The organism is Paenibacillus sp. FSL M7-0896 (genome assembly GCF_037975415.1).
GTDB classification, from domain to species: Bacteria; Bacillota; Bacilli; order Paenibacillales; family Paenibacillaceae; genus Paenibacillus_AQ; species Paenibacillus_AQ silagei.
On sequence record NZ_CP150250.1, the window covers coordinates 1,031,800 to 1,043,951 of the forward strand.

General features: G+C 50.2%; 13 protein-coding genes. 11 read left to right on the forward strand and 2 right to left on the reverse strand.

Annotated features, from left to right (window positions below):
- Positions 1–11 precede the first annotated feature (11 nt).
- From MKY12_RS04285 to MKY12_RS04305, 5 genes are read left to right on the forward strand one after another with little or no spacing between them, the layout of a single operon-like run.
- Positions 12–770, forward strand: coding sequence for an alpha/beta hydrolase (locus MKY12_RS04285; RefSeq protein WP_339313024.1), 759 nt, complete (start codon positions 12–14; stop codon positions 768–770).
- Positions 771–772: 2 nt separating this feature from the next.
- Positions 773–2,056 (forward strand): radical SAM protein, encoded by a 1,284-nt coding sequence (locus tag MKY12_RS04290; protein ID WP_339313025.1) that lies wholly within the window; start codon positions 773–775, stop codon positions 2,054–2,056.
- 26 nt (positions 2,057–2,082) lie between these two features.
- A complete protein-coding gene (locus MKY12_RS04295; RefSeq protein ID WP_339313026.1) occupies positions 2,083–3,369 on the forward strand; it encodes a B12-binding domain-containing radical SAM protein in 1,287 nt (428 codons plus the stop codon).
- Positions 3,370–3,373: 4 nt separating this feature from the next.
- Positions 3,374–4,672 (forward strand): radical SAM family heme chaperone HemW, encoded by a 1,299-nt coding sequence (hemW, locus tag MKY12_RS04300; RefSeq protein WP_339313027.1) that lies wholly within the window; start codon positions 3,374–3,376, stop codon positions 4,670–4,672.
- A 15-nt stretch (positions 4,673–4,687) separates the two neighbouring features.
- Complete coding sequence (locus MKY12_RS04305; protein ID WP_339313028.1) at positions 4,688–5,494, forward strand: hypothetical protein; 807 nt, start codon at positions 4,688–4,690, stop codon at positions 5,492–5,494.
- 522 nt (positions 5,495–6,016) lie between these two features.
- Here MKY12_RS04305 and MKY12_RS04310 read toward each other — a convergent pair.
- A complete protein-coding gene (locus MKY12_RS04310; RefSeq protein WP_339313029.1) occupies positions 6,017–6,955 on the reverse strand; it encodes a 2-dehydropantoate 2-reductase N-terminal domain-containing protein in 939 nt (312 codons plus the stop codon).
- A gap of 147 nt (positions 6,956–7,102) precedes the next feature.
- Here MKY12_RS04310 and MKY12_RS04315 point away from each other — a divergent pair, with 147 nt between their 5' ends.
- The 6 genes from MKY12_RS04315 (at position 7,103) to MKY12_RS04340 (ending at position 11,402) form a co-directional block, all read left to right on the forward strand.
- Positions 7,103–7,654, forward strand: a complete 552-nt coding sequence (locus tag MKY12_RS04315; protein WP_339313030.1) for a TetR/AcrR family transcriptional regulator — start codon at positions 7,103–7,105, stop codon at positions 7,652–7,654.
- 102 nt (positions 7,655–7,756) lie between these two features.
- Positions 7,757–8,080 carry a hypothetical protein gene (locus MKY12_RS04320; RefSeq protein WP_339254137.1) on the forward strand — a complete coding sequence of 108 codons (324 nt, stop codon included), beginning with the start codon at positions 7,757–7,759 and terminating at the stop codon, positions 8,078–8,080.
- A gap of 118 nt (positions 8,081–8,198) precedes the next feature.
- Positions 8,199–8,657 carry a RidA family protein gene (locus MKY12_RS04325; RefSeq protein ID WP_339313031.1) on the forward strand — a complete coding sequence of 153 codons (459 nt, stop codon included), beginning with the start codon at positions 8,199–8,201 and terminating at the stop codon, positions 8,655–8,657.
- Between the two features lie 44 nt (positions 8,658–8,701).
- The gene (locus tag MKY12_RS04330) at positions 8,702–9,208 is read left to right on the forward strand and encodes an AAA family ATPase (protein ID WP_339314772.1); all 507 of its coding nucleotides are present in this window, start codon (positions 8,702–8,704) and stop codon (positions 9,206–9,208) included.
- A gap of 290 nt (positions 9,209–9,498) precedes the next feature.
- The gene (locus MKY12_RS04335; protein WP_339313032.1) at positions 9,499–10,302 is read left to right on the forward strand and encodes a hypothetical protein; all 804 of its coding nucleotides are present in this window, start codon (positions 9,499–9,501) and stop codon (positions 10,300–10,302) included.
- Between the two features lie 221 nt (positions 10,303–10,523).
- On the forward strand, positions 10,524–11,402 hold the full coding sequence (locus MKY12_RS04340) for a PhzF family phenazine biosynthesis protein (RefSeq protein WP_339313033.1): 879 nt from the start codon (positions 10,524–10,526) through the stop codon (positions 11,400–11,402).
- 178 nt (positions 11,403–11,580) lie between these two features.
- On the opposite strand, the gene MKY12_RS04345 is transcribed toward MKY12_RS04340, so the two are convergent.
- Positions 11,581–11,949 (reverse strand): DUF6713 family protein, encoded by a 369-nt coding sequence (locus MKY12_RS04345; protein WP_036723313.1) that lies wholly within the window; start codon positions 11,947–11,949, stop codon positions 11,581–11,583.
- Between the last annotated feature and the right edge of the window lie 203 nt (positions 11,950–12,152).

A 12,152-nucleotide genomic window follows, 5' to 3' on the forward strand; every position in this document is an offset into this window, starting at 1 on the left:
ATACACACTACATGCTGAAGACTAAGGGGATACCTTTATTTTATAGCCGGCAGGGCGCCGGGGAGGCCGTGCTGTGTCTGCACGGCAACCGGGACTCTTCGCTCGTCTTCGGGGACCTGGCCCGGGCACTGGAGCCTCATTACCAGGTGCTCCGCGCGGACCTGCGCGGACACGGCCAATCGGAATACGCCGGTCCGGCCTTCACCCTGGAGGACATGGTTGATGATATTCTCAGGCTGCTGGATGAGCAGGGGCTGAAGCAGGTCTCGATCATCGGGCATTCCCTGGGCAGCACGCTTGCGCTCCTGCTCTCTGCGCGTGAGCCGGACCGGGTGAAGAAGCTGGTGCTGATGGGGGCCGCCGCCACCTTCGCGGTTCCGTTCAAGCGGCCGGAACACGGGGAAGAGATCACGCCGGATGCTGTGCGGCAGACGAATGCGGCGGCGGTTCCGTATTTTTTCACCGAGGGCCATGAGGAGGTTCAGCATCAGATTCTGGAGGGCTGGTCCCGGCTGCCTGCCGCGACCCACCGTCTGATGATTCAGATCAAGCATCCCGATCTCCGGCCGATCCTTCAGGGCATCCGGCAGAGATCGCTGATTATTACCGGTGAGGCGGACCGGATTACGCCGCTGCACAAGGCCCTGGAGCTGAACCGGTATTTGCCGGACTCCCGGATGCATTCGGTTCCAGGCGCTGGACACTTTATGTTTCTTGAGGCGGGCGAAGACGTAGCTGCTGCCGCGCTCACTTTTCTTAAGGGGGAGTGAGCATGGGCAGAGTGCTGCTGATCTCGGCGAATACGGAGAAGCGGCCCCCTGTATTCCCGCTGGGTCTTAGCTATATTCACGCCAGTCTTGTCGCTTCCGGCTGGGAGGCAGGCATGCTGGACATGACTCAGCTGGAGTACACCCGGGAGGCCGTTACGAATTACCTTAACGCCTATGCGCCCGATTACATCGGCTTGTCGATCCGTAACCTGGATAATTGCTGCATGCAGTATCCCCGGAGCTTCGTGGATCAGGTCTGCTTGATGGTGGATTGGGTGCGGGAATGGAATAGCAGGGCCGGAATCATTCTGGGCGGGGCGGGCTTCTCACTCCTGCCCCGGCAGTGGCTGCAGGAGACGGGAGCCGATTACGGCATTGTCGGTGACGGCTGTGACAGCATCGTGGAGCTGCTTAGCCAGCTGGAAGCGGGGCAGGTGCCATCCGCAGTAAGCGGGCTCATGTTCAGGACAAGGGCCGGGGAATGGAATTACTGGTCGCCGTATGCGCCTGAACAGCTGGATCAGGAGTATTTTCCCAGCCGCAGCGGGTTTCTGCACAGCTATGATGTAGAGCGTAGGGTCCGTCATAATGTATTGACCAAAAGGGGCTGTGCGCTAAGCTGTACCTATTGTGCTTACCCGTCACTGGAGGGCCGGGCCGTCCGCCTGCGGTCGCCTAAGGGGGTGGCAGATGAGATTGAGCAGATGGTGGTGCAGTATGACATCGGCTCATTTGATTTCGTGGACAGTGTGTTCAACTATCCCCTGGAGCATGCCGAAGAAATCTGCCGGGAGCTGATCGGGCGGACACTTCCGTTATCCTGGGGCTGCTTCCTGAATCCGCGGTTCTTTACGGCAGAATTCGCCGGGCTGCTTAAACAGGCCGGGTGTACGGAGGTGGAGTTCGGCATTGATTCAGGCAGCGATATCTGTCTCAGGTCGTTCAAGAAAAACTTCCGGCAGGCCGAGATCCGATCGGTGGTCCAGCTCTGCCGCGATCAGGCGCTGGACTTCAGCTTCTGCCTGCTGATCGGGGGGCCGGAGGAGACGCCGGAGACCCTGCACGAGACGCTGGAGCTGATGGAGGAGCTTGCGGTGCAGCGCATCTTCGGCTTGTTCGGCATCCGTATTCTGCCGTCCACCGATATGTACAGCTATGCAGGTTCGCCGGAGCCGGATGAGCTGCTTCATCCGAAATTCTTCATGTCCCCGCAGCTGAGCCTGGAGCAGGCGAACAGTATCTGTGCGCCGTACCGGGAGCGCAACCCGGACTGGATGTTCATTTGAATGAGGAAGAGCGGGTGGAGTGAAGCATGAGAATACTGGTGGTGTCTACGAATACGCTGCTGAAGCCGCTGCCAGTCCTGCCTGTCGGGGCGGGGATGGTCTACTCGGCCCTCACGGCTGCCGGATTTAAGGCACGCTTTCTGGATCTGGCTTTTGTGGCTGAGCCGCTGGAGGCGCTCCGCGAGGAGCTGCGGGTCACCGGAGCGGATCTGATCTGCCTTTCGGTGCGCAACATCGATAATCAGGTGATCCAGCAACCGGAGAGCTATCTCTCTTTCTTACAGCAAGTCATGCAGGTATGCCGTACCTGCAGTTCAGCCAAGGTACTGCTTGGCGGGGCTGCAATGCTGGTAATGCCGGGCGAACTGGTGAAGGAGCTGGGGGCGGATTACGGCATCAAAGGGAGCGGGGGCGAAGCGGAAGCGGTACGGTTGGCCCGTGAGATCGAGCGGGGGCAAGCCCCGGAGACAGGAACGGTACGTAATGCAGATCCCGCCTATCATCCGGTGTACAGCCGTATTCCGCCGAAGCCGCTGTTCGCTCCGCAGTATTTTATCCCGAATCCCCGCATCAAAAAAGCCTCGATGGGCTACCAGGCCTCCAGAGGCTGCAGCCGGCACTGCATCTATTGCTCGGAGGGCTACATGAATGCCGGTGCCTGCCGGATTCCTGCGGAGCAGTTCAGTGAAGATATGAAGATCCTGGAGAATGACTATCAGGTGCATAACATCACTTTTGTAGACGGGGTGTTCAATCATGAGGTGGAGGAGACGGTGGAGTTCTGTAAGCTGATCGGCTGCACAAGCCCCTCGCTGGAATGGAGCTGCGCCTTGACCCCGGCTCAAGTTACGGAGGAATTGATCCGCTCGCTGAAGGAGAACGGCTGCCGCTTCGTGGACATCGGGGCCGACTCGGGTTCACGGCAGATGCTCCGGCGGATGGGCAAGCAATTCACCACGGAGCAGCTTGTTGAGCTGGGACACCTGCTGGAGCACTATCAGCTTCCCTATTCGGTATCGCTGCTGTTCGGCGGGCCGGGAGAGGATGCGGAGACGGTGCAAGAGACGGTCCAGGTGGTCAATCAGATGAACCCTGTGTATATTCTGGCCAGCCAAGGCATTCGTGTCTACCCTCACACCGCACTCTACCATATCGCTCTACAGGAGCAGGTGATCCGGGCTGAGGATAACTTGCTTGCTCCAGCCTACTACCAGTCCAAGGACTACAGCGCTGACCTGCTCACCGATGCTCTGTCCGCATCACGCCACATCTATAAAGATATGCTTATGAATTCAATTGGAGGAAGGACTTGATAGAATGAACAAGCCTGTGTACCCGTTCCGGGAGATCGGGATAGGGCACTATCCCATGGGGAACACGCCGGTGTCGCCAGAGGACAGCAAACGGCTGCCGTCACTCATGAACTTGAATCAAGCCACGGCAAGCTCCAAGCTGGTCTACGTACATATTCCCTTCTGTGACTCGATCTGCCCGTTCTGCCCGTACCCCAAGGCGTTCAACGAGCAGGGAGCCCGCAAGGATTATCTAGCTGCACTGTTCCGCGAGCTGGAGATGTACGGGATGACGCCGCAGATCCGCAATTGCTCCGTGGAGGCGCTATATATCGGCGGCGGGACGCCAAGCGTGCTGGACGAGGAAGAGATTACCGCATTATTCGAGCAGCTACAGGCTACACTTCCTATGCATAATATCGAAGAGATCACATTCGAGGGCAATCCCGCCTCGTTCACCGCTGCCAAGCTGAAGCTGCTTCAGGCGCTTGGGGTGAACCGGATCAGTCTCGGGGTGCAGACGTTCAACGATGAGCTGGGCAGACGTCTTGGGCTGCTTCAGACCGGGGAGGATTCCCTGCGGGCGATTCAGGATTCCAGAGAGGCGGGCATCGCGAACGTCAGCCTGGATCTGATGTACAATCTGCCGGGCCAGACGATGCAGGAATGGCTTGAGGATCTGGCGAAGGTAGTGGAGCTGGACATCGGTCATGTCACGCTGTTTCCGCTGAAGATTATTCCCGGCTTCGGTCTGGCGAAGCGCATTGCCAGCGGCGAGCTTCCGGCCTGCGGCGGACTTGAGCTGGAGCAGCAGATGTATATAGAGGCTTGCCGTTATCTGGAGTCGCAGGGCTATTCGGTGGAATCGACTTATGATTTCGTCCGGCCGGGAGGCCATCATGTGTATAGCCGCAAGCATTTTGACGATTACCTGGACCTGCTCTCTGTGGGACTGGGGGCGTTCGGCGATGTGGGCGGGTATGCCTACCAGAATGTGAAATTACTCCCTGAATATGTGAAAAAGATTACATCCGGCGACCTGCCCATTGCTTTAGGCTACGAAGTGAAGGCAGAGGATCTGCCCAACCAGTTCCTGGCGATGGGCTTGCGCCGTACAGCGATTGACCGCCAGCAGTTCCGCCGCAAATTCGGCGTTTTCCCGGAGGAGCATTTCCCCGAGCTGTTCGACAAGTTCGTGAAGGAAGGGCTGGTGGAGATCCGCGAGGACACCATCGCGCTGACGCGTTTCCACGGGTTGTTCTGGGGCAACAATGTATGTAAGGAGTTCTGCGAGGAGCAGATCAAGATGGCTTTTCCAAAATGATGGAGGGGTACTGAGATGAATAGTAAAGTAACCAAAAACGTCTTCTATGAGGATCTTCAGGAGGCCGGGAGGTTCGGGGAACTGGAGCAGCGTCTCATGGGCGAGTCGAACCTGCCGGGACCCCGGGCGAATCTGGGCGCGGCTTCCACCTTCGCGGATGCTTTGGCATCGGACTGGGTGGCCAGCGAAGCCTGGGAGCTGCTTGTGGAGTGGACCGGCAAGACGGAGGCGGAAGCGCCTACGGACGATCCCCGCGAGTTCCTGCCGTTCTGCGCGCTCCAGGCGATGGGCAGCTATTACCGTTATGCGGAGCCTGCCCGCCAGGAGACCATTCTGGAGCGCTGCCGGGCGGCGATGAATGATGCCCGCTGGCGGATGCGCGAGGCGGCAGCGATGGCGCTGCAGCGCATCGGGGAGCAGGACTTCGGCGCGCTCCGCGCCTTGTTCGATGGCATGAAAGGCACGGCTAACGCGCTGGAGCAGCGGGCCTTCGTCGCCGCCCTGGCCCACCCGCCGATGTTGAAGGAGCAGGCTAATGTCCTGTATGCGCTGGAGCTGTCCGAGGAGATCCTGGACCAGATTGCCGCCGGACAGACCCGCTACGGTGCGGAAGAATTCCGCGTTCTCTCCAAAGGTTTGGAGTACGCACTCAGCGTCTTCGTGGAACGCGCCCCCGAGCAAGGCTTCCGCATGCTCGCCAAGTTCGCAGTAACGGATGACAAGCGGATGCAGAAGATCGTGAAGTCCAACCTCGGCAAAGCCCGCCTGGCGAAGAAATTCAGCCAGGATGTGGAGCGCATTCAGGTATTGATGAATGCTTGATGGGGGAGCGGGGGCGGAATGAGGCGCTTCGTGGGGGATTGGAGGGGCGGCGGCTTAAGGCTCCTGAGAAATACGCTTGTTGAGGGAGCGAACCCGTCTGGTTACCCAACTCTGCTGCTCCATGCTCCTTCGCGGACCTGAGGGCCGTTATTTTTAAACAAACCTTGTTTTTTGCGGCTAGGCGGACTGTAGTGCGCTTATTGTCTCTCTGCGAGGCGTTTTCAGGTGGCATATCCATCAATAAGCGCCCTGTAGTCCGCGAATGCTGGAAAAGTTGGATTTTTCGCGAAATAAGGGCCTCTGAGTCCACTTGGAAGAGTGGAAGAGAGCACCACGCTGAGGTCCTAGTCAAGTAAAGGAAACAGAGATAGCCGGCCTGCATTCATAAGTATGCGGTCCGGCTTATTTGCAGTGTTTTGTGTTTATGTATTTGTTAATTTGGATGCAGTCGCACTCTACGTGTGTAGAGTGCGTGGATTGAACTCAGAATTACTCTGTTTCAATACATAGCTTAAACCACTCCTATCCTGATACCTCTACTTTGTGTTGTCCACTGTTTTCCAAAGCCGCAGCAAGCCGAGGCAAAGGTATACCTAACTTTTTCGCTTCCCGCACAACTTCATGTATCGCAAAGCCTGCTTTGCTATTGTTGTATTCCATGAAAAGGCGCGCCAAGCTGCCCTTTGCAAAAACCAGCTTGTTAAACAGCGTGCCGAGAAGTGCCGGCGGGATCTTAGTCAGCAGCAGAGAAGTCGCATCAGCTTTTCCGCCTCTGGCTTTTATTACCGGAATCATCTCCCTCATACTCCTGCCAACATTTGCGAAGGAGTCGCTATGATCCAAGACTGCCGCAAAACTTCCCAGTCTCAACACCTCGGCTTCCATTGCCGCATTCATGGCGAAGTGATTCCAGAGCCAGTTTTGCATATCCTTGATCCAACGAATTTTAAAATGGGCACTTTCCAATAGCACTTTGACCTTGTTATTAATAGCTTCAGTGCCTGCCCGTGGCTGCTCCAGAAACAGCATTTTTAAAAAGCCGCCTCTAAGCCTGTTGTCCTCAATGCCACCGCCGCCTCCCGGGAATCCAAAGACCACATTGTTCATAGACAGGGGCGAGATCGATGATTTCAAATCCTGCCAAAGGTTATTGAAGATGAGGATAGGCGTGCTCCCGACAACTGCCGATAATAATTGTGCTGCTGCCGGAAGCTGTTCCGTGTTGACACTCACAATAATGAGGTCATAACCGGGACTGATTTTCTCATGCAATGTAACGTTCCAGTTTTCTTTGACGAGCTGTTTTCCTTTTCGTGCATCCCACATTTCAAGCTTAATGCTGCTTCCAAAAGTTTCTTTCCTCCCTTCTCTAACGTAAAATTCCACGGTATGCCCTGCCTGTTCCATCGCCCAAGCATACTGGACCGATATGACACCTCTGCCGAAAAATAAAATTCGCATATTAGCCTCCTGAGCCTATATATTAATCCTTGTTGATTATCCAACAACGTGTTGTATAATTTATTGTATAGAAGCGCTATAGGACCATCAACCATCAGATTTTTAAAATCTGTCGTGTAATCGGTGTACAGAAACTGGAGGCCAATAATGAATAAGCAACCTGAAATTACGGATAAAACAAGACAAACCTTCATCAATGTATTCTGCGATTTATATAGCCAGAAACCCATTGAAAAAATAACCATCCAAGAGATCGCTAAGCGATCAGGATATAACCGCAGTACCTTTTATCAATATTTTACGGATATCTATGAGTTGTTGGATTACGTGGAAGAGCGTGTTTTTAGATCCATTAAAGAGGAAATGGCAAGCAGAGAGTTCTCCACACATACCTTCCAAGACGCACTTCAATGCCTGGAGAATGCAGAGGAAATTTCAATCCTGAAAGCCCTCTTGGGCGACTATGGTTCTGTTCGTTTTATCGAACGTTTGAAAAGAGAAATCCCTTTTGAACGATTAATTGTCGACCTTCCGGCAAATGAAGCTTTAGCACCCTATATCATTGAGTTTTACATATCCACACTAATGTCGATGTTTCGCCTGTGGATACGGAATGACAAAGATCTGTCGTCGGAAGAATTGGTCAAGCTGATAGATACCCTATTTACTAATGGGATTGGGACGACGGTGATTCCTTAATATGTTAAAATACAACAATGATATGATGAGGAGGATTGTCCTACGGTAAAAACTCAGATCAGACAGCTAACCGTCCAAGACCGGCCTTTTGTATACTGGCATGTGGGCGGTTCCCGCCTCACGTTAAATATTTCACCCAAGGAAGATAAAACCACAAAAATCACGCTCATTTTCGCAGTCACTCCACCTGAAGAGGATCGTCACACCTCCTGGGAGTTTTATGATATTTCAGCATACAAAAACAACTCCCAAACCACCATTCATCTAGGCAAACCGAGACATATTTCCGAGCTTATTCTTTACATACAACGGGAAAAACCTGAGTTGTGGCTCACAGGAAAGCAGCATACGATAGAGAATGCTTGGGAGCTGCTGCAAGCCATGGGTTACTCGAGCCTGGAGCCCGTTTGGGTTAAGCGGTGGTAGAACCTGATTCGGTGTTCTCTGCGATAAGATAGGCTGAAAAACGTAGAGGATAGGATGCCATGAAAGCGTTAAAATTCACTTTAATTTTTCCAAATCTAATGAGTGAGGAGATTGAAAAATGGCTGATCAAACAGTGGCTGGTAGATTAGCAACATTAGGAATCGTTCTCCCCCATGCAAGCGAACCGGCAGCTAAGTACGCAAACTATGTAAAAGTAAATGGGTTACTGTTTGTTTCAGGTAAAGGACCTGCTGATACGCCTAAAGGTAAGTTAGGTCAGGAGTATACCACCGCAGAAGGTTATGAGTTTGCCCGGCAAACGGGGATTGAGATTTTGGCTGTACTACAAACAGCTTTAGATACACTGGATAAAGTGAAACGAGTGGTTAAAATTCAGGGTTTTGTGAATGCGGTCGCTCATTTTGAAGAACATCATAAAGTGTTAAATGGCTGTTCTGATCTTATGCTGGATGTTTTCGGAGAAAAAGGTATTCATGCCCGTTCAGTCTTTGGAGCTGTTTCGGTTAGAGACAATCTTCCCATCATTATTGATTCGATATTTGAGGTTGAGGAGTAAATAATCAACTTATTTATAAATCCAGGAGTGATCACTTGATTATTATGATTAACGGAGCGTTTGGCTCTGGTAAGACTACGACTGCTCAAAGGCTTCAACCCTTAATTCCAAATAGCATGATTTATGATCCTGAGGAAGTTGGATATATGTTAAGAAAGATCATTACAGAAGATGAAGAGGAACTAACTGATGATTTTCAGGATATAGAATTATGGAGAATACTTGCTGTAAAGACAGCTCAAGAATTATTGAAGAAGTACAAGAAACATCTTATTGTTCCTATGACAATATACAAAGCTGTGAATTTCGAGTACATTTACAACGGTTTTAAAAGTATGGATCGAGAAGTTTTTCATTTTTGTCTCTTAGCATCCGAAAACACAATTAAAAAACGTATTGAAAAACGAGGGAACACTTATGATGCTTGGTACCAGCAGCATACAAAAGCAGGTATAACTACATTTAATGAGAGTAGATTTCAAGAACACATAGATACTGACCATAGAGAAACTGAAGAAATTATTGAAATAATTTTAAGAAAAACAGTCTAGACTCTCATTCTGCATTTCAGGCTAATGCTACAAGTCGTATGAATTATGCACTGGCGTGACCTCCAGGCACAAACTTCTCACAGAAAATCTGACTGATCTTCATGACAAGGTTGTCCCCGTCAAAAACAACATTGGATATACTGAGGGTCACTTCACCTTGTGTCTCTGACGTCCTTTATAACTTATCATCTCTACAATTCTAGCTCCTTTCCTATATACCTATACAACAGCACCGAGAAGCCATTTCGTGACATAAATTCACAACTCTTGTCTTAATGGGGGGCCGCATTATGAATTTTTGGCCGATGAAATTCATTTCAGTTGTAATTTGTTTGGCATTGGCGGTATGCGGATGTGCTGGCTTGAACAGCAAGAGCAAGGAGCATGTTACGGCAAGTGACTTTATTATTCCCCTGAACGTTAGCGAAGTGCTGAAGCGTCCAGAGACTGGGGTTATTAAATATTTTCAGAACCGTCGTGAGGACTTTGATATTCTAGGCAGTTATCTGTTAGAGAATGAAAAAGTGTTCCAGTCTCGGCCTGTCATACTTCAACAAGATTATTCCATAGAGAAGATCCAAGACCCTGAAATTCGACAAATCGTTCAAACATTTTTTCAAGAAGGCATTGTACAAAGGATATCCTCCTTAAATGATAACCCTAGTAAAAGTATTGACTTTTTGTTTGATGCCGAAGAAAACTTGTATCAACAAGGCATAACCTACCTAAGCCTACCAGAGATGGCCAAAGGGGATCCTTCGAAATTCAGCTATGTGAATGACTATAAGAATCTGGGCGGCGGCTGGTACTATTATGTCTTCCACTATGACAAACTTAAAAATGAAGATGAATTTCGGAATCTAGCTTGGGCCCAAATCTCAGAAAAGGAAAGAAGCACTTTAACCACGCCGAAAGAGAAAGCCATAGTGATCCTAGAGTCTGGAAAAAACGTTGGCTATTGGATGGATGACAGAAAGTTAGATGTTGTTGTATCCGATCAATTTGATACGGAAATGAACGGCCAACTGGGACCGATTACAATGTTTTTTGATCCAATGACCAAAGATTTGATCGGGGGCAATCTGCGTTTCTAATAGGCTGGAGTAAAATGCCCGAGAGAACTAACGAGAAACGCAAGTTCATCAACACGCACGACGGCAGCATTTCTCTCACTGGTCCGGGAGCAGTCGAAAGGGGGGGCAAGGAATTAACTGTTCTACTTGCAAAAGAAGAATGGCACTGTTAAGACGTTATAGAGAGAAGATTGCGGTTGCGCACATCAGTTTTTCGAAGATAAAGAGAGGATGATCAGAACATGAATGTGGAAGTGTATACGTTAAATGCGTTTGCGAAAGGGGGGCGTGGCGGTAATCCGGCAGGCGTTGTCTTGGAGGATGGCCTTTCTCTGGATGCTGCTCAAATGCAGCTCATAGCGAAGGAATTGGGCTTTTCGGAGACGGCCTTTATGGAAAAATCCCTGCTTGCGGATTACAAAATCCGCTATTTCACCCCCGCCAGCGAAGTTGATCTGTGCGGACACGCCACGATTGCTGCGTTTGGACTAATGCATTCACTGGGTTTGTCAAAGGCAGGGACCTCCTATTCGATTGAAACCAAGGCAGGGATTCTGGATGTCGATATTAGCTCCGAGGGTCTTGTTTATTTGTCACAGGCTTTACCTCAATTTCTTGAAAAGATATCCTGTGAAGAAATCGCTCCATCTTTGGGGATGGACGCCGGGGATCTGGAAACCGGGCTGCCCATCCAGATTGTTTCGACGGGTCTGCGGGACATTATGATCCCCATCCGCAGCAGGAAGCTCTTGAATGAGGTTCAGCCAAATTTTGATGCCATAACCGCCATCAGCGAAAAATATGATGTAGTTGGATATCATCTGTTCACGATGGATACTGCAGACGATGCTGCTGCGGAATGCCGGAATTTTGCGCCGCTGTACGATATTCCCGAGGAGAGCGCGACAGGAACATCCAACGGTGCCCTGCTCAGCTATTTGTACCAACATGGCCAACGATCCTTGCGGGAAGTAGAGAATGTCATGTTCAGGCAAGGGTATTCGATGGATTGTCCTTCTGAAATCAGGGCAGGACTGCGCCTAAGCGAGAACGGTGAAATCAATCAGGTTCGGGTTGGCGGTGCAGTGGCTGGCATTGAACGAAGACATGTCATGATATAAGCGGAATTAAGCCACCATACCATAGGGGGCAAGAAATGAAGCTCTCAGACAAAACAAGTACATACCATTTGAAGATATCCATTTGGTTGCTAACCAGTAAAGTGATCAAGCTAACTGGCAGGATAGTTGAAGCGATTTAATGTGACTATATGTGATGGCTGCAAGTTAAGCGAGAAAATCACGGATTCGCAATCAATAATAAATGGACAGCGGCAATAATTCCCATCGGATAGATGATGAAACGAGAGAATGTATTCTTAAATTCGTTGCGGGAGTGCTTTTCGAAAAAAAAGTGCAGGATCGCATGGATCATGAGAAAGATATCTAGCACCCAAAACGTAATCGTCTGATATTGGCTAAAAAGTAAAGCGAGTATGATGGTGTACAGGGGGAGATGGATAAAGGTGAACACTTTATAGGCTTTTGCATCATCCATATCTTGTAGAACGAGAAATAGTTTCCATTCCGAACGTCGAATTGCATCCATTTCGTGCAGCAGAAATAAAGACAAGTTAAACAAGAATAGTAACAACAATAAATCAGGCATATCAAACCTCCCAAAATTGTATAACAAATGTTTAATACAGATCAATGAATATGCACATTAAAATGTTAATACGTAAAGCTGTTGGAAATGTAGCAAGAAAAGTTATATCTGTCTAACTTGAATCCGTTGTCGATAATGAATAAGGTGTTTCCCAAAGATGTAATATGAAAAAAATCCCACCCAGAGGAGGAGACGTTACTTAG